This is a genomic window from Levilactobacillus bambusae, from assembly GCF_003124125.1.
Taxonomy (GTDB): Bacteria; Bacillota; Bacilli; order Lactobacillales; family Lactobacillaceae; genus Levilactobacillus; species Levilactobacillus bambusae.
In genome coordinates, this window is record NZ_QCXQ01000002.1 from 373,363 (window position 1) to 395,896 (window position 22,534).

General features: G+C 48.5%; 20 protein-coding genes. 8 read left to right on the forward strand and 12 right to left on the reverse strand.

Annotated features, from left to right (window positions below; translation table 11 throughout):
- Window positions 1-356: 356 nt before the first annotated feature.
- Both DCM90_RS04610 and DCM90_RS04615 read left to right on the forward strand, forming a co-directional pair.
- Window positions 357-3,056: an HAD-IC family P-type ATPase gene (locus tag DCM90_RS04610; RefSeq protein ID WP_109250167.1), complete on the forward strand. Its 2,700-nt coding sequence runs from the start codon at window positions 357-359 to the stop codon at window positions 3,054-3,056.
- Between the two features lie 74 nt (window positions 3,057-3,130).
- A complete protein-coding gene (locus DCM90_RS04615; protein WP_109250168.1) occupies window positions 3,131-3,373 on the forward strand; it encodes a hypothetical protein in 243 nt (80 codons plus the stop codon).
- 56 nt (window positions 3,374-3,429) lie between these two features.
- Here the strand turns inward: DCM90_RS04615 and DCM90_RS04620 are convergent, their stop codons facing one another.
- On the reverse strand, window positions 3,430-3,750 hold the full coding sequence (locus DCM90_RS04620; RefSeq protein WP_109250169.1) for a thioredoxin family protein: 321 nt from the start codon (window positions 3,748-3,750) through the stop codon (window positions 3,430-3,432).
- Window positions 3,751-3,964: 214 nt separating this feature from the next.
- Here DCM90_RS04620 and DCM90_RS04625 point away from each other — a divergent pair, with 214 nt between their 5' ends.
- Window positions 3,965-4,756 (forward strand): ATP-binding cassette domain-containing protein, encoded by a 792-nt coding sequence (locus DCM90_RS04625; protein ID WP_109250170.1) that lies wholly within the window; start codon window positions 3,965-3,967, stop codon window positions 4,754-4,756.
- A gap of 59 nt (window positions 4,757-4,815) precedes the next feature.
- Window positions 4,816-5,607: an HAD family hydrolase gene (locus tag DCM90_RS04630; RefSeq protein WP_109250171.1), complete on the forward strand. Its 792-nt coding sequence runs from the start codon at window positions 4,816-4,818 to the stop codon at window positions 5,605-5,607.
- A 347-nt stretch (window positions 5,608-5,954) separates the two neighbouring features.
- On the opposite strand, the gene DCM90_RS04635 is transcribed toward DCM90_RS04630, so the two are convergent.
- From DCM90_RS04635 to DCM90_RS04665, 7 genes are all read right to left on the reverse strand, one after another.
- Complete coding sequence (locus DCM90_RS04635) at window positions 5,955-7,385, reverse strand: PH domain-containing protein (RefSeq protein ID WP_109250172.1); 1,431 nt, start codon at window positions 7,383-7,385, stop codon at window positions 5,955-5,957.
- 2 nt (window positions 7,386-7,387) lie between these two features.
- Window positions 7,388-8,857, reverse strand: coding sequence for a hypothetical protein (locus DCM90_RS04640; RefSeq protein WP_109250173.1), 1,470 nt, complete (start codon window positions 8,855-8,857; stop codon window positions 7,388-7,390).
- Between the two features lie 91 nt (window positions 8,858-8,948).
- Complete coding sequence (locus DCM90_RS04645; RefSeq protein WP_109250174.1) at window positions 8,949-9,440, reverse strand: C39 family peptidase; 492 nt, start codon at window positions 9,438-9,440, stop codon at window positions 8,949-8,951.
- 72 nt (window positions 9,441-9,512) lie between these two features.
- Complete coding sequence (locus DCM90_RS04650) at window positions 9,513-10,430, reverse strand: magnesium transporter CorA family protein (protein ID WP_109250175.1); 918 nt, start codon at window positions 10,428-10,430, stop codon at window positions 9,513-9,515.
- Between the two features lie 289 nt (window positions 10,431-10,719).
- Window positions 10,720-11,115 (reverse strand): PH domain-containing protein, encoded by a 396-nt coding sequence (locus DCM90_RS04655; RefSeq protein ID WP_225365966.1) that lies wholly within the window; start codon window positions 11,113-11,115, stop codon window positions 10,720-10,722.
- Between the two features lie 49 nt (window positions 11,116-11,164).
- Complete coding sequence (locus tag DCM90_RS04660; protein ID WP_109250177.1) at window positions 11,165-12,802, reverse strand: glycoside hydrolase family 13 protein; 1,638 nt, start codon at window positions 12,800-12,802, stop codon at window positions 11,165-11,167.
- A 173-nt stretch (window positions 12,803-12,975) separates the two neighbouring features.
- Complete coding sequence (locus DCM90_RS04665; protein WP_109250178.1) at window positions 12,976-14,733, reverse strand: thiamine pyrophosphate-dependent enzyme; 1,758 nt, start codon at window positions 14,731-14,733, stop codon at window positions 12,976-12,978.
- A gap of 266 nt (window positions 14,734-14,999) precedes the next feature.
- Between DCM90_RS04665 and DCM90_RS04670 the strand changes: the two genes are divergently transcribed.
- Window positions 15,000-15,284, forward strand: a complete 285-nt coding sequence (locus DCM90_RS04670; RefSeq protein WP_109250179.1) for a hypothetical protein — start codon at window positions 15,000-15,002, stop codon at window positions 15,282-15,284.
- Between the two features lie 97 nt (window positions 15,285-15,381).
- On the opposite strand, the gene DCM90_RS04675 is transcribed toward DCM90_RS04670, so the two are convergent.
- From DCM90_RS04675 to DCM90_RS04685, 3 genes are all read right to left on the reverse strand, one after another.
- Window positions 15,382-16,269 carry a diacylglycerol/lipid kinase family protein gene (locus tag DCM90_RS04675; protein WP_109250180.1) on the reverse strand — a complete coding sequence of 296 codons (888 nt, stop codon included), beginning with the start codon at window positions 16,267-16,269 and terminating at the stop codon, window positions 15,382-15,384.
- Between the two features lie 41 nt (window positions 16,270-16,310).
- Complete coding sequence (locus DCM90_RS09985) at window positions 16,311-16,478, reverse strand: hypothetical protein (protein ID WP_165815210.1); 168 nt, start codon at window positions 16,476-16,478, stop codon at window positions 16,311-16,313.
- Window positions 16,479-16,554: 76 nt separating this feature from the next.
- On the reverse strand, window positions 16,555-17,121 hold the full coding sequence (locus DCM90_RS04685) for a Rossmann-fold NAD(P)-binding domain-containing protein (protein ID WP_109250182.1): 567 nt from the start codon (window positions 17,119-17,121) through the stop codon (window positions 16,555-16,557).
- A gap of 389 nt (window positions 17,122-17,510) precedes the next feature.
- Between DCM90_RS04685 and DCM90_RS04690 the strand changes: the two genes are divergently transcribed.
- Window positions 17,511-18,062: a TetR family transcriptional regulator gene (locus DCM90_RS04690; RefSeq protein ID WP_109250183.1), complete on the forward strand. Its 552-nt coding sequence runs from the start codon at window positions 17,511-17,513 to the stop codon at window positions 18,060-18,062.
- Window positions 18,063-18,114: 52 nt separating this feature from the next.
- On the opposite strand, the gene DCM90_RS04695 is transcribed toward DCM90_RS04690, so the two are convergent.
- The gene (locus DCM90_RS04695; RefSeq protein WP_165815211.1) at window positions 18,115-18,705 is read right to left on the reverse strand and encodes a plasmid pRiA4b ORF-3 family protein; all 591 of its coding nucleotides are present in this window, start codon (window positions 18,703-18,705) and stop codon (window positions 18,115-18,117) included.
- Between the two features lie 176 nt (window positions 18,706-18,881).
- Here DCM90_RS04695 and DCM90_RS04700 point away from each other — a divergent pair, with 176 nt between their 5' ends.
- Together DCM90_RS04700 and DCM90_RS04705 are read left to right on the forward strand one after the other, a co-directional pair.
- A complete protein-coding gene (locus DCM90_RS04700) occupies window positions 18,882-20,645 on the forward strand; it encodes an ABC transporter ATP-binding protein (RefSeq protein ID WP_109250185.1) in 1,764 nt (587 codons plus the stop codon).
- Complete coding sequence (locus DCM90_RS04705) at window positions 20,596-22,500, forward strand: ABC transporter ATP-binding protein (RefSeq protein WP_109250186.1); 1,905 nt, start codon at window positions 20,596-20,598, stop codon at window positions 22,498-22,500. Before DCM90_RS04700 ends, DCM90_RS04705 begins: the two co-directional genes overlap by 50 nt.
- The last annotated feature ends 34 nt before the right edge of the window (window positions 22,501-22,534 follow it).

The window sequence follows — 22,534 nt, forward strand, 5'->3', positions numbered from 1 at the left end:
GAAAACCCCTTGGCGCCGGACAAAGACGGCCTTTTTGTAATATGGAATCGTTGCCAACACCGTTAAATAGTGATTCATCTAAATTAAATTCATTCAAAAATATTTTTGGTGCACCTGAACTTTTAGTTTCCCGACTCAAAAATGCGGGATTAAATAGTGTGGCCTATGTACAAATCGGTTGAATTCAGATTAACATTTCTGTAGAATTCTTCCTACTATACCGCTCAATTTCCGGATAACTTTATTAGGAACGAGCCGGCAGAAAGGCTATGATTAAATTGGACGATCGACTCCGACACCGTCGGAACCACCCAAAAGTACATTAATCTAACTATCCAAAGGAGAGCGACACCTAAATGTCAGACAAACCATCGGCCCCAACTGATCAGAAAGTTCCACTCTGGGAGCTATCCGAATCCGAACTGGCCAATCGATACGAAACTAACCCAACTACTGGATTAAGCCCAGCTGAAGCCCAACGCCGGTTAGTTCAAAACGGCCGTAATGAATTGACGGCTAAGAAGCAATCCAACCTGCTGCGGTTCCTCAAACAATTCAACAACAGTATCATTTACATTCTGGCTGCCGCAGCCATTTTGACGTTCTTTATGCACCACTACTCCGATTCAATTGTCATCTTCCTGGTCATCATCGCGAACGCCTTTATCGGCTACTTTCAGGAACGCCAGGCTGATAATGCCCTTGATGCCATCAAGGAAATGCTGGTCACGACCAGCTTTGTCATCCGGGGCGGCCAAAAGCTGGAGCTTGATGCCCGTGACATTGTGACGGGTGACCTCGTCAACCTTGAGGCCGGGGATGCCGTTCCAGCTGATATGCGGTTAATCTCGGCCGATAACTTCAACGTTCAGGAATCTGTCTTGACCGGGGAAACCAACTCCGTTGAAAAAATTGAGGAGCCCATTGACCAGCGCACCCTTCCGCTAGCCGATCGCCAAAACATGGTGTATGCCTCTACCGCCGCCACAAGCGGTTCGGCGATGGGAATTGTCACGGCCACCGCGGAGGATACTGAGATTGGGCAAATCCAAGAATCCGTTCAGGACGTTAAGGAAAACGTCACTCCGCTCATGAAGAACCTGAATTCCTTAGGGTTGGGCCTTTCCTTAGCCATCGTGGCCATTGCCGTCCTTCTCTTTATTATTGGGCTATTTACCCACGTCTACAGCCTGCCCACTCTAACCATTGCCATTATTACCATGGTAGTGGGGTCAATGCCTGAAGGCCTCCCAGCTAGCACTTCAGTCGTTCTAGCCATGGGGACCAGCCGAATGACGCAACAAAACGTCATCGTCAAGTCTCTGCCAGCGGTCGAAACTTTGGGGGCCGTTGACATCGTTAATACCGATAAAACCGGGACCTTGACGAAGAATGAAATGACCGTAACAAAGATCGTAACAACCGGTGGCACCTACGACGTCACGGGGGTTGGTTACGATAGTCACGGCGGAATCGATTTTAACGGTTCCTTGTTGTTAAACGGCGAACCCGTTAACTGGGTGAAGGAACCAGACATTGCTGAAATTGTTAACATTGCGGGTCAAACCACAGACGCTGAACTACACGAAGAAGACGGTAAGTGGATTCTGACGGGTGAACCAACCGATGGCGCCTTAACCACTCTCTTTCGGAAGATGGCAGGCCAGGACCCCGAGGTTCATGAAATCGACTCCCTGCCGTTTGATTCAGCGTTCCGGTACTCCGCTCGGTTAGTGGACGACCATGGTCAAACCCGCTTGTTGGTCAAGGGGGCTCCGATGGCCTTGATGGACCTTGCGGAAAAACACGGTATGACCGTTGATTCAGATTACTGGATCGAAAGTACTTCAAAGCTGGCTAAGCAGGGCCTGCGAATCGTTGCCTTGGCTGCCCAGCCCGTTCCCGAGGGTACGGACACGATTGAACCCGATATGATCGGGGATAATCTGACGATCTTTGGAATGGTTGGAATTATTGATCCTCCCCGTGAAGAAGCATCCCGGGCCATTGATGATCTCCGCCGGGCCGGTATTCAAGTTAAAATGATTACCGGGGATAACCCTGATACCGCTGGAGCAATTGCCAAACAGCTCCACTTAGCGAGTGAAATTAAGGTCGTTACGGGACCTGAAATTGACGCTATGGGAGATGCTGAACTAAAGGCCCACGTTGATGATTACAACGTGTTTGCCCGGACAACTCCAGCTAATAAACTACAAATTATTCAAGCCCAACAGGCTAACGGTCACGTTGTTTCAATGACCGGGGACGGGGTTAATGATGCCCCATCCCTGAAACAAGCCGATATTGGTGTCTCCATGGGGATCAAGGGAACGGAAGTGGCTAAGGAATCTGCCAATATGGTACTAGCGGATGATAACTTTGCCGATATCGTTTCGGCCGTCCGTGAAGGGCGCCACGTGTTCGATAACATCCGTAAAACCATCCGATTCTTACTCCCAACCAGTTTTGCCGAAGGATTAATTGTCGTGATTAGTATGATTCTGGGACAGGAACTACCACTATATCCGACGCAGCTGCTGTGGATTAACATGGTTTCAGCTTTAACTATCCAGTTTGCCTTCATCTTTGAGCCGCCAGAAGCCGGAATTATGTCGCGACCACCCCGTAACGTCCAAGAGGGAATTTTAAAGCGCTCCGACATTATTGAGATCTTTTACGTTTCCCTCCTCATTTCCGGCCTTGGAATTCTAGCCTACGACCTGCTCACGGGCGCTGGTCTCTCTAACGTTATGGCGTCCACGATGACCCTTAACATTGTGATCTTCGGAAAGATTTTTTACCTGTTCAACCTCCGGAGTCCCTATCCCGTGGTTTCCAAGCACTTCTTTGAAAACCGCATGGCCTTCATAATCGTTGGGTTGCTAATTGTCCTGCAAATCGGCATTATCTACCTGCCGTTCATGCAGGAAATCTTCCACACGGCCTCCATTAACTTCTGGTACGGCTGGGGAATTCCTACGCTAGCCGGATTTGTCGTTCTAGTGGTTACCGAATGCGTTAAATTAATCCACATTCGCCGGGCCCTACGATAAATTGACGAGCGTTATCACCCCCCTTTTTTTCCGCAACGAGTATGATGAAGAAAAGCACAGGGGGAGATATTAATATGACAAAACACAAAAAGGTGCAATCAGTAAAACTTCACTTAGACCCAAAAACAAAGAAACAGGCCAGTAAATTAATGGCCGAATACGGTATGACCCTAGAGGACTACCTCAAAATGACACTGAGTGCCTCCATCATGCTTAACCAGCCGCTCGGGATTGGTAACGCAGATACATCCCGGTTAAGTTCGACCCAGCAAAGTCAGGTCACGACTGAAAAACCAGAGGAAGATGACCCTAAGTAAGGGGCAAAAAAGGTGCCCACCAACGAATAACTCGTTGGTGGGCACCTTTTTTACATTTAGGCTACCGTATCAATAAAGGTTTCAACTTCTTGCCGTGTCTTCCGGTCACCGTTAACAAACCGACCGACTTCGTTGCCATGATCGTAAGCGATAAAGCTTGGAATTCCCATGACCCCTAATTCACCCGCTAGATCGATGTTTTCATCCCGATCAACTAAAAGGAAGTGGTACTGTGGGTACTCCGCTTCAATCTCAGGCATTACCGGTTTAATGAAGTTACAGTCTGGGCACCAATCTGCGCTAAAGAAGAGCATGTAGTGGCCGTCCTTAATTCGGTCCTTAAGTTCGGCCGCCGTCATTTGTGGTAATTTTTCCATTTATATCCCCCCAGAAGGTTTACTGACTTCGATTAATTAATGAGGTAAGTATACTCAAATCAGAATGGAATTGCAATCATTTTACTTATTTTTTATCAGTAAAATGATTCGTCACAAAAACTTCACGAATTTGGGCAAACTTCGGTCACATTTACCCCGTATGATAAGACTTATTAAGATACCAATGAATTCGTAAAAGCGCTAGACAAACCGCTTGATCGATTCTGTTAGCCTCATTTTGGTTATGAAGGGAGTGGCCTGCTTGCTATCGTTGCCTGATGAAATTCTGCAACTAAACCGGGTTGCCCGTAACTTACACGGGGAACCACTCTTTTTGGACGTTAATTTATCCGTTCGACGCGGCGAAACCGTTGCAATTATTGGATGTACCCCCGCCATGAGCCACGCACTGGACCAGCTTCTTTTAGGTCAGTGTCAACCCCACTTCGGAAGAATTCTGTTCGACGGGCGGGAGTTAACCCAAACTAATCCCCGAATCAGTTTAATTGACGGCCACGGCCGACTGTCGGGTTGGGCATCCACCGTCAAAAATATTTTAATCAAAACGGGGCACCGAAAACGGGAAGATGCCTTCTCCGCCCTCTCAAAAATCAACGCGGAACCGCTTATTCAACAGTCGGTTAACCAGTTGACCGTTCCTCAACAACTGCAAATTAAAATTGCCCACGCCTTGGTGACCGCCCCCAAACTGCTAGTGTGGGACCATCCCTTTACCGGCCTGACTAGCGAGGACCGGTTCGAACGTCAGATTCGACTGCGCTTTTTAGGCCGGCAGGAATCTCTCACCCAAATTTTAATGACGGACGATTTACACGAGGCCATCCACGTGGCCGATCGAATTGTTCTATTTGCTCATCAAACGGTCCTCTTTGAGGAACCTGGACTATCACTGGCTGACCGGGAAAACCCGATTAAGGTCACCCAGCTGGCTAACCGGCTGACCACGATTCTGAACGGCGATACGGTGACCTTTCAAACACCCTAATCCTTAACTGGTTAGGGTGTTTTCGTGCTACACTGAAGCTACCAAAGGAGGGATCGTTAATGCCGCCATACTTGGTTTTTTCAGATATTGATGATACGTTACTCGTTCGGCAGCACGAAGTTACCCCGTTCACGAAGGCCGCGGTTGACCGATTGAACGGCCGCAACGTCCAGTTTTATGTGGCGACCGGACGTTTCTATCCGCTTGCGCAACATGTCGCCGACCAATTTCAGTCCCCCGTGCGAGTTCTCTGTTCCAACGGAGCAGTCTATCAGCTCGGTAATCAGCTAATCACCCACGAAATTCCCAGCGAAACCGTTCGGCAGGTGTTGGCACTCATACCTAATTCTCGGTGCCGACTCTTTTTCTTCTCCGTCACGACCCTCTACTATACGGGTCAGGAACCACCCTACGCTGATCAAGCCAACATCATCCGCCTTTCTTCGCTGCACACGGTTCCGGTCACCCACATGATCCCCGCCATGCAAACGGGGATTACGAACGGTGTTATTACGGGCGACCCCATGGATTTAAAGGCCCTCGCAACTCAAATAAGACTGACAACGAACCTGCACCTATCGAGTTCCGGCGATCATAACCTGGAACTCATTCCAAACGGAATCGACAAAGGCACCGCCGTAAAGGCCATTCAAAAAGCCACCCGCATTGACGCTGCGCATACGTTTGCTTTCGGAGATGGGTTAAATGATTTGGGGATGTTTCAGGCCGCCGATCTCAGTGTCGCCGTTGCCAACGCCAAACCAGAAGTCAAAGCCGCCGCGAAGTTCATTGCCCCCGCCGTTACTGAGAACGGGCTAGCTAAGTTTCTGCTTAACTATTTTCATCTATAGGGTGTGGAACTTCTCGCTTACTTTCGAGGATTAACGGGGCACCCCAAAAATACTGGGTTTTAGTATTATTGGGGTGCTTGGTTAACCGCAGAAAGTTGAGAAGTGGAACCCGACTAAAAGGGTGTGGAATCACTCGGGAGATCTTGAGGAATAACGTAAGAAACAAAATATGCTGGGTTTTAGCATAATTTGTTTCTTGGGTTATCCGCAGAGAGCTGAGTGACGGAACCCGACTAAATAAGGCCAATGACCAATCCGATCAAAATAGAATCGGACCTGATCATTGACCTCATTTTGCATGGGCATAATGGCTCACATTTCATCTTATTAATTGCGCTCTATTATCATCATTCTTCGTACCACCGTCGAACGTCATCAACGGTCGGCTTAGGTAAGTAGCGGAATATCCGCCGTACCGGCCGGCCGCTGGTTTCAAGGTAGATTACTAAATCTGCCATCTGACGGTTCGAGAACGCCGTATGAATCGTTTCTAGCTGGTGGATGTTGGCTTTGGGGTAAAATTCCTGTTCCGTGGTCAGCCACCGGGTAGTCTGCGTCACAATCAACCGGTCATTTAACAATTGAACGTTCGTGTGCCGCCCCCGTAAGATCGCTGAGGGGACTAAGAAGGCAAATAAAATGGCGGACAGCAACCCCCATAGTCCATTTAACATCACCAAGGGAATCATGACGAGCATACCCGCAATGACCACGTTACGAACGTTACACCCCAACGTTTGCCGGTCAACGGGGATTTGTTTGACCCGTTGAAACGGAATCTCAGGGAAGAAATTTGTTAGGAACAACGGCAATTCGAGTCCGCTAATAACCGGCATAATGAGAACGGTATGGGTTCTTTGCCGCGTTTGATCGGCAACGATTAGCTGCACGGAAGCCATGTGGCGAATTCGTCTGATCAGTGGACGTTTAACCCGAATCGCTACAATCTGATCCAGGGGGATTTGAACGGATTTACGCCGAAAGAACCCCCGGGTGGTAATCATCATGGTCTCCCGCTTTTCGAGCCGAAACCCGTAGTAACGGCTGACCATGGTTAACGTCGCCACCACGTAAACCACCAAGAAGATACCTAAGCTCATCAGCAGAGCCAACGTTGTGCCAATGGTCCCCATGTACCGGCTTAAAAAGGTCATCATCCACGCTCGCACGGGGTGGCTGAGCCGACTAGTCACTAAGGCAATAATTGCAAGAATGAACAAAAAGGACGGGGACGTCATGGCGTACCGCCACAGTTCCATGGGGTGAATTAAGTAGGTAGGCTGATTAATGGACTTTGACCGAGTTGTAACGGGAGATTTAATGGCTAGTCGCTTGACGACTGCTCCTAGCTGGGCCTCGGGAATCCCTGGTAGCGTAAAGTTATCGTCCTCATCCGTCTGACTTTCAATGGTCAGCGTCAAAATGACCGTGTGAAACGGTCGCATGTACCACGGCTGCCGGGTCGAAAAGCCCGTGATCCGATCATACGAAATATCCGTCACATCCTGTAAAATCAACCCCGTATTAATCATTAAGGCATCCCGCTTAAAGAGGTACCACAACGAGAAGTACTTCTCGAGGGGCCCTAACAACAGAACAATTCCCACGGCAATAGCTATGACCCAGGCTAACCACGCAGGAATTAAATGCTGAACCGTTAGGGGAATTAATGAAATTAACCCAAAGATAATGGGAATGGTCCAGTTCGTCACCTGATCCTGAATAAAACTCAGGAGGGCAACCGGACTTAGTCGGTGTGGAACTTGTTCCTCTGGCAATGTTATCTTTCCCCCTCTCCGTTAATGATGCGGGGCGGAAGGACCTCAATGGCCCACTGCCGGCAATTGTAGGCATGCTCAAACCGGGATTCTGGGACCCAACGGGCGCCATTTAGCGGATCATTCAAATGGAGCAAGGATCCTGAAATGCCGTCCACTAACACCGCCTGTCCGTTCTTAACCTGGGTACCAAACGGTGTCGTCACATATTCTGGTGACCGTAAGTTAGCGGTCACGTACGCAATGACCGGGTGACCCAGCTGAACCCGCTGCCGAATGAAGGCAGTAGTAGCCCCGTGGAGATTTCGTAGGTCGCCAAACTGATCGCCCCAGTCAATTAACGCTGCAGGAGTGATCGTAACGGATTCAATCTCGGGACGTAAGGCAGGATCGCCAGAAAAGCCGCGGTTGGGATTCCCATTGGGCGAAATCGGCATGCGGGTCAGCCACTCCGTAAAGCTTATGTGGGCTAAGCTGCCAACCGTTTTTAACCCTAAGAAGAGGGCGGCAGCTTCTGATCCTTGGGGGAGTTGCCATAACCGCTGATTAATATCCGGGCTGGCTAGGTGTAGAATCTCCTTTTTATTCGGCTGCCAGGCCTCGCCCCTTTGCAGGGCAACACAGGCGGTCATTGCTAGCCACCGGTCGCCCCCAACGTCAATAAAGTAGCGGCCAAAAGCATCCACCGCACAGTGGTGAACATCAAATGCGGTTCCCGTTCGAACGGCGTGCAGTGGGCGGCCCAGGCGATTGATAGGGGTGGTATCTTCAACCGTAATGACCCCGATGTAATCCCCCGATCCAGTAACCCGTTCAAACAAGGATTGGCCGTCCTGCCAGACACTATCAAGGGGCAGGTAGGTGTCATCCGTAGTATGTAAATAAATCTGGCCCACATCATCCTTTGCCGTCCCAACGAGGGTTACGGTCGCTCCTAGCGGGTAAAAATGGTGGTCCTGACCATCTTGAGTCTGGCCTGTAATCCCCTTGGCCCGCTTAACTTTCCCCCGTTTTGGCATGGCAAACTTACCGGGATGCTGAAATTTGTGGTGCCCAGCCAGAAAGGCCGTATTCGCCTTTAACCATCCCGACGTCGTTTTATACCAGGCGTCCCCGAAAATATCAACGGCTTGATCCGTTACCGGAAAACTCGCCCCAAACTCGGCCACCGTTAAGACCACGCCCGCATCTGAAAGCAGCGTGGTGCCATGGGGATCTTGAACCACCGCTAACTCAGAGGATAACGGCGTTGGTCGGTTAAAAAAGGGCTCACCTTCAAGGTAGATCGCACTAGATGGCAGCTGGTCGCCGTTGTCTAACTGGAAAAAATCGTTTCCCGCCGGATCAATTAAGCGGGAAGCCACGTGATATCGGGATCGGACAGGATAGTAACGGCCCCCTTCGCTCGTAACCCCCGCTGGATTTACGACCCACCCAAACCGGTTCAACGATTCAATTGTCATCATTGCCATGTTAATTCCTCCGTTAATAAAGGACTGTGACAACAGATGCTTGTCACAGCCCCAAATTTGCGTCTTTATCGTCTATCAATCCACGAATGCCTCAGTAGCTCATGGCCTTATGTGCGGCCCGTTGCCAACTGGCTTCGAATTTATGCTTTGGCAATGAATCCTGCCGTGCTGTCCAAGGTTCATTGAAGTAAATGAAATCATCGTCATAACCCGTGACTAGCAACGCGTGAGAATCAAACCCGTCAAAGTTGCCCATCCAGACCACCACCGGTTTGCCCGTTGCAATGGTCGCTTCCAGCTCAGTTAAATCAGCACCCGTTAGATCAACTGCCGCGCCGATATACTGACTAACGAGGGGTAAGAGTCCCTTCGGATCAATCCCCTGTCCGTCCGGTTTGGCCGGATCCCCGACAAACCCATCATTGGGGTTAGCTGCCCGATTCATTTCATCTGCCAAATTCATCTTGTCCACCTTTGCTCCCGCATACTGCAGCATCATCGTGACGGCAGTAATAGCGCTTCCCGTTGGTAATTCAGGTCGTTGCGTAACTAACGGGACAGTTAGCTTTGTGGTTGGTTTCATTAGATAATCGAATCCCCTTGTTCATGACTTTATGGCTCTATTGTATCTCATGACGAGGTTTGTGAAAAGAGGCTACATCATATTCCGCCGGCGGAAAACCCAAATCATCCAGACAATAAAGAACACGGATAACGCACACACCAAGATCCAAGCCAGATTGAAATTTTCAAATGGTAGTTTGACGTTCATCCCAAAAAAGCCGGTAACAATCGTTGGGATCGCTAAAACTAACGACCAAACCGTCATAAACTTCATGGTACCGTTCAGGTTATTGTTTAACACGTTATTAAACGTGCTGGAAATCCGATCAATAACGTCCATTTCCGTAGCCGTCATTTGAGCCACCTGCCCTGCTTCCACCAAAACATCATCCAGATGTTCCTGACCCTGTTGGTCTAAATCCTTACCAAAGTGGCTTTTAGGTACGGCCTTAAGCAACGTTTCATTATTTGCCGTAGCACTCGTAAAGTATGCCAAACTTTGTTCAAGATGGGAAAGACTCTGGAAGTTATCATTGGTGGGTCGTTGGTTTAGTGTTCTATCCAATCGGTTTCGCGTCGCATTAATTTGTTCAATGGCGGGTAAAAATTCGTCACTCAGTTTTAACAGGGCGAGCAAAATAAAGCTTTGGTAGCTTTTGACCATTGAATTTTTTAAGAGCGTTTCTAAATCCCGGTTAACTAATGGAATATCCTGCATATTAAAGGTAAACAAGTATGGGGATTGATAGATTAAGCTAATTGGGCGCGTCACATAACGAAGGTGGGTGCTATCTACCTGATAAGGCACATGGTAGACAAACAACTCCGACTTATTAAAGAAGTCATAGTCATAGTTCGTCCGTTCATTTTTATCCAGGGCGTAACCAAGAATTTCCTGTGACAGGCCGTAAAAGGACTTCAATTCCTTCACTTCATCGTCCGTGGGGGTCTGAGCCTCTACCCAAACGGCCTGGTCGCTAATTTGACTTAAATGGTGTATCTGTAACATCCTAGTTCCCCCTATTATCGGTCTCAAAGCTTGGTGCTTTTCTTTAGTATACCGGCAAACCAACGAATGTCCTAGAGAAGCGACTGGAGAATCACCCGTTTTGGGCACGATAAATAAGACCGATGACCAGATTTGGTCATCGGTCTCATTAGATGTTGGGGTGGATTTAGCTAGGTCCCACCTTTCCACTCCCAGCGGTTAACTCTGTCATCGAATAATGCCCAAGACCAGCATTTTCCGATGCCTCAGTTAATCCTCCAGATCTACCCGAACGGTTCCACACCCTCATTCACAAAATTTTTCCCGCCAAACGACGTTCTAATTCGGCTAGTGGGCCGCCATTATCAAGTTGAATCATTTCGGGTTCGGTCTGGCCCGATGTCCAGATTCGGAGAACACCTTCAAACTCAAAGTGGCCCGCCGTTTCAAGGCTGAACTTTGTGACGGCATAGTACGGAATGCTCCGGTACTCCACTTTTTTTCCCGTTCCCTGCCGGTTGGTCAACAACACACGTTTGTTCGTTAACACAAACCAATCACGAATGGTTTTCATGGCAAACTCAACCTCTTCGCCCGGAATAAGAAGCGGAGCCAAGTCTTGCTGCGCCTTTTCTGGGTTAGCGGATGAGGCGTTCCCAATAATACTGTTAAACAATCCCAATGCGATCTCCCCTTTTGGTCCCATTATACGCAAGTCATTCGGTAAAAATCATAACGTTTCCCTAAGTTTTCGACTATCCCTTAGCCCGTAAGTGATAGAGCCGGGCCTCCCACGGTAATAGGATGGGGTCATCCGAAATGGGATCCGGGGTCGCGTTCGTAAAAATCAGTTCACTGGGCGCTAACTTTAAGTCATCGTACTCGACTTCATGACTACTCAGGTTCGTCACCACCAACCACTGATCCCCGTTTAAGGAGCGGCGGTACACATACAGATGATCGTCAGCAGCTTGAATGAGGTCATATTTCCCCCAGGAGAGGGCCGGCGTCTGTTTCTTCAACCGAATCATCGTTTCATAAAAAGTGAGCACCGAGTACGGGTTGTTTTGTTCGTCCTCGACGTTGACGGTCGGATAATTCGTATTTACCGGAAGCCACGGCTGCGCTTTTGAAAAGCCCCCGTTTTTTTCGTTATTCCACTGCATGGGGGTTCGGGCGTTGTCCCGGCTGCGTTTGGCAAGCACGGTCAGGATTTGTTCCTCATCCACGCCAGCGGCCCGCTCCACGTCATAGTAGCGCAGCGAATCAAAGTCCCGGTAATCGGTAATCGACTGAAACTTAGCGTTCGTCATTCCCAATTCCTGCCCCTGATAAAGAAATGGGGTTCCCTTCATCATAAAGTACATGAGGCCAATCGCCTTCGCACTCCGACGCCGGTACACCCCATCGTTACCAAACGAAGAAACCGCCCGGGGTAAATCATGGTCCTCAATAAACAGAGCGTTCCAACTGTCCTGACCCAGGTGATTTTGCCAGTTGCTTAGTGCTGACTTCAACCGTTTCGGCCCTAATTCCCTCATGTCAAAACTGTGCCAGGAACCTAGGTGGTCAAACTGGTACAGCATATCAAAAATTCCGTTTTGGCCGTCAATTTGCTTAGCGGCCGACTCCATCGGGACCGAACTCGCCTCCGCAATAGTCATTAGTCCCGTTTCATCAAACACGGCCTTTAGTTCATCAAAGTACCGTTCAATCCCTGAAACGTTTTGGTACGCCTGGTTCGGTTCCATCACATTTTCAAACGTGGTTAATTTTTTAATGTTAAAAATATTATCTAGTCGCAGGCCATCAATTCCCTTGGCCGCCCAAAATCGGATAACCTCATAGATTTCCTTCCGAACACGCTGATTCTCCCAGTTCAAATCGGGTTGGGCGTCCGTAAACAGGTGGTAGTAATACTCCCCCGTTAACTCATTAAACGCCCACGCTGAGCCGCCAAACTCCGACTCCCAGTTATTAGGCTCGTGACTGTTAACCGGGTCGCGCCAAATGTAGTAATCGTGGAAGGGGCTCGACTTAGAAGTCCGCGCCTGTTCAAACCACGGGTGTTGGCTTGAGGTATCGTTAAAGGAAACGTCTAATACTAGCCGAATATCGGCCTCGTGGAGGGCCGTAAGCAGGGCTTCAAAATCCGCCAGCGTTCCATAAGCTGGATCCACGGCGGTAAAATTCACAACATCATAACCGTTATCAATCTGAGGCGACTGAAAAATGGATGACAACCAGACAAAGTCAATGCCCATCTTCTGCAAGTAGGGAATCTTCGCTTGAATCCCCCGTAAATCGCCAATGCCGTCCCCGTTCGTATCTAAAAAACTTTTGGGATAGATTTGGTAGCCAATGGCATTTTTCCACCAATTTTCCGTTGGCATCCGGGTCGCACCTCCTTAATTTTCACATAATTGAGTTCATTATCTTAGAATCTGACAGCGATTACAACTCATAACAAGCAAAACTTGTGAAATTTACTAAAAAAATTTTAAAAAAGCCGGTTTCAACCGCACGAACCGTGCTAAGTTGAAACCGGCTTTTAAATTAAGGCTGCTTATAGGGTATCACCATCGTTACGGAGGAGTTCCCCTAACGACGGCTGCTTAGCCAAGTTAATATGGTACTTTTCAGCGTAAGCATTGACGGTGTCCTGCCCGTAAAGTTGCGGGTCAAACGGCATGAACTGGGTGTCAATGGGATCGGCATTTTGAATCTGGGCCTCAATCACAATCGGCTTCTTATTGCCCTGCTTTTGAAGTTCGCTAATTTGTTTGAAGGCTGCCTCAACTTCGGCCTTATTAGCAACCTTAAAGGCAATGGCGCCCATGCCCTCACTAATCTTAGCGTAATCGGCAGGTGTCAGGTCAACCCCGTAGAGATCCTGATTATCAACTACCTGTTCGTGGTAGATGAACCCGAAGAGTTCATTCACAAAGACCACGTTGATAACCGGCAATTGGTACCGATTCTGAGTAATGATATCTTGCATCACCATGGAGAATCCCCCATCACCAGAGAAGGACCATGCCTGTCCCTTGGTATCTAAGGCAGCGGCAATTCCAGCTGGAACCCCGTATCCCATCGTTGCAAAGAGACCAGAAATGGCAAACCGCTGATTCTGGGTCATTGGTAATCCCCGCACGGCCCATTCCGAAACGTTTCCGGTGTCAACCCCAAAGAAGTCATCCGGGCCCGACATCTGAGCGACCTGATCCATTACGGTCTCTGCGTTTAGCCCCCGACTATCATCGGTTGCCCGGTGCTTGAGCAAGGCCTCCCAGTTCACTTTATTTTCCTGGTTGGCTTTAATCCATGCGTCTTCGGGCCGGGATTCCCCGGTCGCAATCATTGCCTGAAGATAACTCTTGCCGTCCGCAATAATGGCGTAATCAACGGGGACTTCCTTCCCGATATCATACGGATTCAGGTTGACTTCAATCACTTTAATCCCCTTCGGCCAGAAGCGGGCAAACGGAAATTCTGATCCCATAAAGAGAATGAGATCCGTGTGCTGTAAGGCTTCAAATCCGGTTTTGCTCCCTAACCGGCCGAATGTCCCGACCGCATTCGGATGATCGGTTGGGATGACTCCCGTTGCAGGCACGGTATTCATGACGGGAAGGTTAAACTGTTCTGAGAATTGAACGAGTTCGTCTCGAGCCCCTAGTAGTCCCCGACCGGCGTAGACTAATGGGTGTTTGGCTTCCTTAATCATCTTGACTGTATCCTGAACGGCTTGAGGATCAACCGTTTGTCGGTAGGTATTCGCCACGGTATCCGGCGTCTTTGCCTTCTGGTAATCAATCTCTTCGGCTGCTAAACTATCCGGAATAATAACCACTGCCGGGCCACTTTGCTTGTACGCCTGCCGAATGGCCTGATTAATGACGTAGGGTATTTGATCTGCCGTTGTAACCGTCCGATTGTAGACGGCCACGTCGTTAAACATGGGATCCTCATCCATTTCTTGGAAGAAGTTCGTATTCATTTGTTCCTGAGCTACTTGGCCAACCAGTGCTAATACTGGCACGTGATCCATCTTGGCATCGTAAAGCCCCTGGAAGAGGTGAGTGGCGCCGGGGCCCGCAGAACCAAAGGATACCCCGATTTTACCGGTAAACTTGGCGTCAGCGGTAGCCGCCATCGCCCCGACTTCTTCATGCCGAACCTGAATGTATTGAACCTGATCCCGTTCCAGGTACAACCCTTCAATCGTGTGATTGATAGAACCACCGGGTAAACCGTATACATGATCAACGCCCCAATCCTCGAGCGTTTTAACGAGTGCCTGTCCAGCTATCATTTTTGTCATAATCCAATTCCCCATTTCTAGAACTGATTGAGTGATGATTTACTTCCTAAATGATAGTACGCACCGGTCAAAATAACCAGCGATTCACCTTAGCATTTTTAATATTGGTAGCGGTTTAAAGTAGATTAGCTCTCCGTTTACTTTCCTCGAATCACCCTATAAAACGGCAAAAATCAGAAAGTTTTATGAACAATTCGTGAACTCTCCCATTTTAAAACGATTGTCTGTTAAACTAGTCACAACTTCAAGTCAGGGAGGTTTTACTTATGCAACCACATCAATATCACTTATCGTTTAAAGCCTTGGTTCTTGCTGCATCACGGTTTGGCAGCTTGGTGGTTATTTTTACAACGAGTTTAATGCTGATTTGGTTTGGCGTGCTGACGTTAGCAAACGCTCCCCAGATAAATCTATTAACCTACTTCGACCTTAGTTTTTTAAATGACATTATGATTCGGACGCTATTAATGCTTGGACTCATGTGTTTATCCATTCAGGGGGGCTACCTCAGTTCCAGGGTCCTCAGCAAAGCGACAAAATTATTCCGGTAGAATAAATCCTCGGCCGAGACAGCCGAACACTCCTAACCTAAAAGCTGCCTTCATCACTTCCCGATTAATTAGGGAACCAATGAAGGCAGCTTTTTTATTACTCATTGTTGATTGGGACATAAAGGGGTAAAAACCGGGGCAAAAACTGAAGTTTAAGGGGCAGCTCTGGTCCCCGATCGCCGTCGATGTGCGTCGTAATAGTTTCAGTCGACTTTCCCACTAAAAGAACCTGACGGGGAGTGGCATAGGTAATGGACTTCGAGTGGTCTAAGCGGCCCGTCCACGCAAAGTAAAGGTAGGGAACGACCTGCTTTAAATGAATGTTGTGCAGGATACTGAAGTGGAACCGATTCGGGGTGGGATCCGTATACCGATGTCCCCCCACATCAGCGGTGGTCGTCAGCATGGCAAACCACGTATTATAACGCCGCGGTTTGTGGTGATCCATCGTAATCTGTACCTGATAGGAATGGTGCCGCCCCACTTGCTGCAACGCCGTTTTAAGGTACACTAATTTGCCTAACCGCTGCTTATCCTTTTGGCGGACGTCATTTGAAATATCCGCCAGATTGCCAAACGTCAGCGAACTGACAATGGCCCGGTGGGTTTGCGTTTCCCCGATCCCCACCCGAATTTTCCGGCCCGCTAAAATAACTTGGACGGCTTCATCCACATCTTCTGGCAGCCCCCAGCGGGTCGCAAAGTTGTTAATCGTTCCACCGGGAATGATCCCGAGTGGAATTGCCAGCTGTTCCTCCGTCATGGCTGAAATGGCCGCGTTTAAGGTTCCGTCGCCGCCAATCACAATTAGGTCATCCAAATGATGGAGCTTCCGTCTTAGGGTCGCAACGACCTGATCTTTTTTAGCCACGGTAATGGTCTCCGTCGCACGCCCTGCTTGCTGCATTAACAGTTCAACCCGGTGGGCCTTATCCGCATTGCTGCCCCCACCCGCAGTTTCATTATAAAAAATACCGTACATCATTCTTCACCACCAAAAAAACGGCCAATCAGGGCCGCCTAATTTTAATTCTGGTTCTTTAGATCGGCTGTCTGGTGTTTAGCCCGTTCATTTTCAACCGCTTCCTCAGCTTTATCCTTGGCGCCGTTCACTTGCACCTTCGCATTGTCCGCCGCTTCCTTTGCCTTATCGGCTGCTGCGTTAGCATCGGTTCGTAATCGATCAAAATCCATCCCAATTCCCCCCTGATTCGTTTTCACCATTATCTCGATTCTCCGCTGAAAGGGCAATGATTTTGCCTCCCCGAGATTAGGCGGCTCCCTGGTTCAAATCACCCACTAAATCTGTAATCATTGCCGGATGCTGGGTGGTCGCATGTTGAAGCCGACCATCAGCAGACCCGTAGCTAACAATGGCCTGGCCGTCGCTTTGAAACCCTTGCCAGTAAGTAAAGTTAATTTCCCCATTGGTCAGTTGCTGCATAACTTGCTGCCACTCCACACTCGTCTGCTGGTTGCGTCTTCTATTAAACCAGTGGACCTGCCCTTCTAATTCCTGTTGAACACAACCGTTAACGTAAACTTGATTCAATTCAGCACCCTGCATCGCTGATAGCAGGTGGTGAACTTGCCACGCTGGCATCTCGGGTGCTAAATCTACGTATACTGCCTGCTGACCCAACATACTTGCGGTTAGTGCCCCAGCATCATCAATTGTCCCCTCAATAAAGGTTAGCCGATCAACCGTTAACCCATATAATTCAGGCGTTTTTGGGGCGTAGACGGTAATTTGAATTTCAGTCGTTTGACTCAAAATTTCCGTTGCCCGGCGAACAAGGGCCTGGACGTTTTGTCCGACCATTAAAATTGTTTTCATTATTGGTTACACTCCTTTACAGACTCGTTCAGGATCGTTTTATCATTAGAGGCTATCTTACTCCCTTCGAGTTAGTCGAAGGCAACCTTTTTTTGCTTATTTTTTCCTATGCATCAAAGTTGACGTCATAAGCTAGCAAGTATAGAGTTCAAGTAGGTTAAGCACGGCCAACCAAACCAAAAAGCCGGCTCCTGATCATCTAAGGAATCCGACGTTAAAAAGAGCTGGCTCGCTAACTTATTTTGAATTCATAACTAACTTGTGAATCTTACCACCACAATCTAACCAGTCTAAATAAATTGGTTAAGTTCAATATACCTTCGTGACAACAAACTTAGTTATACTTAGTCTTGTAGAATAACACAGTTTTTAAGGAAGGTACGTCATCTATGAAGAATGGGAAACTGGACCAGATACTAGAGGGATTTCGTCAGATTGTTCAAAAGGAAACATTCGACAAAATTTCTGTGGTTGAAATTGCCAGAGTAGCAAACGTGCACCGAAAAACCGTGTACTACTACTTTACCGATAAATATGACATTCTCCGGACGGTATACACCCTTGGTGCCTTACGTCATGTTGACCCTGCCAACCTAACGTTAGATAATTTTACTACCCAACTTGACCGTCTGCTCAATGAATTAAAGGATAACCTCGTACTTTATCAGCATACGGTCACCTATGATGATGGCCTATGGGATGATTTATCCTCACGATACTTTAGCGAGGGTCTTGCACGCTTACGAAAAGAGCAGGATACGTTAGCAGCCGATCCTGATATTGCCCATTACGAAAGCTATCTTTACGCGGGGGCCCTCAATAAAATGATTATTGAATGGCTGCAAGCCGATGGTGATGTTCCACCAGAAAAGCTCATCCTCGCCTTTCAGCACGTGGCTGGATACCCCTTGTTCGATAAAAATGGTTTACCCCTATATTGAAAGAAGAGATCGAGATCAACATTCTCGGTCTCTTCTTTTGGTCTAACATGACCTACCGCAACCGTTCCGTCCAACTATCAACAAAGAACTCTGCTAACAAGTCATTGACCGTGGTCTGATTAAAATCAGAGCCGGCAATGCCTAAGTGACCCGCTTCCTTAGCCGGCCGCCCGTTTAAAATGGTCGCCTGCATATCCGCAGTCACTTCCTTGGGGGTTAGCCCCCGAGTATTTTCTAATACGTTAGCGCCCTCGCCACTAAGACAGAATGGAATTTGGTGGGCGGTTAAGTCCGCCATCGGCACAATCTGTTCTAACTCAATGTTATGTTCCCAGCTATCGCCAAAGTCATAGGTGTATGTAATGGGTCCCTCAACTAAATCCTTGTAGGGAAAGTTCATATCGACCAGTTCATTAGGTTCAGCATCGTCATCTAAATCGGCTGAAACATATTCGTGGTGACCGGCCGTTAAAAAATTATATAAGTGGCTATTGTTCCAGTCAAAGATGACCTGGATGACCGCATGTAGTTGGTCATATCGGATACTAGTTGGAACGAGGATTCGCCGCCAAATAGCGGGTTGACTATCATTTAACGTTACCCGGATTTGCATCACACCCTGGTTTCCTGCTTCGGTTGTCATTATTGTGCCCCCCATAATCTGTTCTTGATAACCCTATTGTCACCTTTTTTAAAAAGATTGTCACGTTCTAACGCTCAGTTTTTATAATTTGATCCGCAAAGTGAAGTCCAGGAAATTTTCGGCCATTTGCGCTATGCTAAGAGACAATCGCATTAAGTTTTCACGGAGGTGGCAAATTGTTACGTACACTTGCAAAATCAGTTCGTCAGTATAAATGGCCGTCCATTTTTTCCGCGGTCTGCGTCCTGATTGAAGCGGCCGCTGAAACCCTCATTCCCTTCTACATGGCCACGATGATTGACCAAGGCATTAACGCCGGTCGGTTATCCGTCATCTATCAAATGGGGTGGCTCTTACTCACGCTCGCCGCAATTTCATTAACCGCCGGTGTTTCGGCCAGTTGGATATCGTCCTATGCCTCAGCCGGATTCTCTAAGAATTTGCGCCAGGACATGTTTTATCACGTTCAGGACTTCGCGTTTGCAGATATTGATAAATTCTCAACTTCAAGTCTGATCACCCGGATGACCACGGACGTGACAAACATGCAGCTCGCCTATCAGGTCCTCATTCGAACCGCGTTTCGGGCGCCGGCCGTTCTCATTTTTTCCGTTATCATGGCCTACACGGTTAACGCCGAAATGGCAACCATTTTTGTAGTGATCATCCCCATCTTGGCCGTTGCCCTATGGTGGATCATCAAAACTGCACAGCCCCTTTTTCGACAAGTCTTTCAGGCCTACGACGAATTGAACCGGGTGGTCTCTGAGAATCTTCACGGTATTCGGGTTGTGAAGACGTTCGACCGCGAAACCACGGAGGACCAAAAGTTTGACCGCGCCTCAACCGGGATTTATAACGTCTTCACCAAGGCGATGAAACTCATCTCCCTAAACGCCCCCCTCATGCAGTTTGTCATCAGTGTTTCCATGATGCTGCTCTTCTGGTTTGGGGCCCGACTGATCGTTTTTCATGGCCTAACAACCGGACAATTAGTCAGCCTGTTTTCTTATAGCTTGTCCATCCTGTTCTCCTTAATGATGTTTTCCATGATTTTCAACCAGCTGACGATTGCTGATGCAGCCGCCGAACGAATTGTGGCCGTCTTAAAGACGACCCCCTCCATCCAAAACGACGCGGCGGACCTCAAAACCGTGGATAACGGCGCCGTCGTTTTTGACCACGTGGGATTTGCCTACGACGGAAACCCCGATCATGAGGTCCTTCACGATATCAACCTTACCATTCAGTCCGGGCAGTTCATTGGAATAATTGGGGCTACGGGTGCGGGTAAAAGCAGCCTGGTAGAACTTATTCCACGACTGTACGACGTGACGGAGGGGACGGTATCGGTAGCCGGGCATAACGTTAAGGATTATGACCTCACAGTGTTACGTAACAACGTTGCTATGGTTCTCCAGGGCAACACCCTGTTCTCGGGGACCATTGCGGACAACTTACGGTGGGGAAACCCTAAGGCAACTGACGAACAGATTAAACACGCCGCCGAACTGGCTCAGGCTGATGGTTTTATTACGACCTTTCCTGAACAATATAATACCGAATTGGAACAAAACGCCAATAACGTTTCTGGGGGCCAAAAGCAGCGAATTGGAATTGCCCAGGCCCTCCTCAAGTCGCCCCAGATTCTCATCATGGACGACTCTACCAGCGCCGTCGACACCCAAACCGAAGCTAGCATTCGGCAGGCCCTCGCCACTAAAATCCCTCACACCACTAAGATTATCATTTCCCAACGGGTCGCAGCTGTTCAGGATGCCGACCTCATCGTAATGATGGAAAATGGGACCATCAGCCAGGTTGGGACGCACGCTCAACTAATGGCAGCCAATCCCGCCTACCAGCAACTAGTTCAATCCCAGCAGTACCATGAGGAAGGGGGTCAATCAATTGACACAGAAAGCTCAACCAAAGCATAAATTAAATTGGTCCACGCTAAGGCGGTTAATGCGGCTAATCTTTAAAACGTACCCCCTCCAACTAGTGATTTCAGGAATTTGTGTCGCCCTCGGTGCGTTTGCTACCGTCGCTGGCTCCTTTTTCCTCCGTCGGTTAGTGGATAATTACATTACGCCCATGCTAAGGGAGCGGGTTCCTAACTTTGCACCGCTGATTCACGCCTTAATTATCATGGGAATCATCTTTCTCATTGGGGTTGTCGCCGTCTTCTTATCCACGGAAATAATGGCCATTGTTAGTCAGCAGCTTCAACGTGACATACGGAATCAACTATTTCAGCACATGGAAAAATTGCCGATGCGCTTCTTTGATTCTACCGATGACGGTGACACCATGAGCCGCTACACAAATGACGTCGACACTCTGCGTCAACTCGTATCCCAAAGTTTTCCGCAGTTAATTAGCGCCGGTTTAAACTGGTTATTTGCGTTAGCGGCCATGCTCATTCTCAGTTGGCAAATGTCGATGGTTAGCATCGGAATTTTTATCCTCAGCCTCTTTTTGGTTCGGTGGATGACGAACGAAAGTCATAAGTACTTTCAGGGCCAGCAGCAGGCAATTGGGCAAATTGATTCCTACGTGGAGGAAACCTTAACCGGACAAAAAGAGGTTAAGGTCTTCTCTCACGAAGCAGAAGTCGAACATCAATTTATTCAGCTGAATGACGCGTGGGGCAAAGCCGCTGCGAAGGCAAATGGCTATGCCACCATGCTTTTTCCAATGATGGGCAACATCGGAAACTTCCTCTACGTTCTCGTAGCCGTAGCAGGTGGCTTTATTGCAATTAACCGTATCGCGCCCCTAACCTTAGGGACTATCGCTGCTTTCGTTCAGCTCAGCCGTTCCTTTAGCCAGCCCGTTGCCCAAATTTCCCAGCAACTGAACTTCATCGTTCAAGCAATGGCTGGAGCCGAACGAATCTTCCAACTGCTTGACGAACCGGTTGAGGTGGATAACGGGACCATCACCTTGGTCCATGTTACCCAGGACCCCCAGGGAAACCTGCACGAAACGACCGATGAAACGCCAGAATTAGCTTGGAAGACCCCCACTGCTTCTGGTACCCCCAAGTTAACCCGGCTTCGGGGCGACATTACTTTTGATCACGTTAACTTTAGTTATGATGGCGTACACCAGACCCTCTTCGATATTTCGTTTCAGGCTAACCAGGGTCAGCAGGTCGCTCTGGTGGGCGAAACGGGGGCGGGTAAAACTACCATTACTAATATGCTGAACCGGTTTTACGAAATTGAGAGCGGGACGATTACCTATGACGGTATTAATATCGTTACCATCAAGAAGGCGGATCTTAGACGGGCCATGGCGATCGTCCTTCAGCAAACCAATCTCTTTACCGATACGGTCGCCGGAAACATTCGGTACGGGCGGCTATCCGCTTCGACTGCCGACGTCGTTAACGCCGCTAAACTTGCGGACGCAGACGCTTTTATTACTCAGCTGCCCCAGCAATATGAAACGGAAATTGATGGCAGTAACAGTAACCTTTCGGAAGGCCAGCGGCAACTATTATCCATTGCGCGAGCTGCCGTTGCCGATCCACCCGTAATGATTTTAGACGAAGCCACGTCAAACGTTGATACCAACACGGAGCGTCAAATTCAGGGTGGAATGGATAACCTAATGAAGAACCGGACGACCCTAGCCATTGCCCACCGGTTATCTACCGTCTTTAATTCAGATCTCATCCTGGTTATTTCCGCCGGCCGAATTATCGAACGTGGCACCCACGATCAATTGATGGCCGAACATGGCAAATATTACGAACTCTATACGGGTAAAATCGACTTGAAGTAAATGATAGTCAGAACCATCAACCGCTTTGGCCACG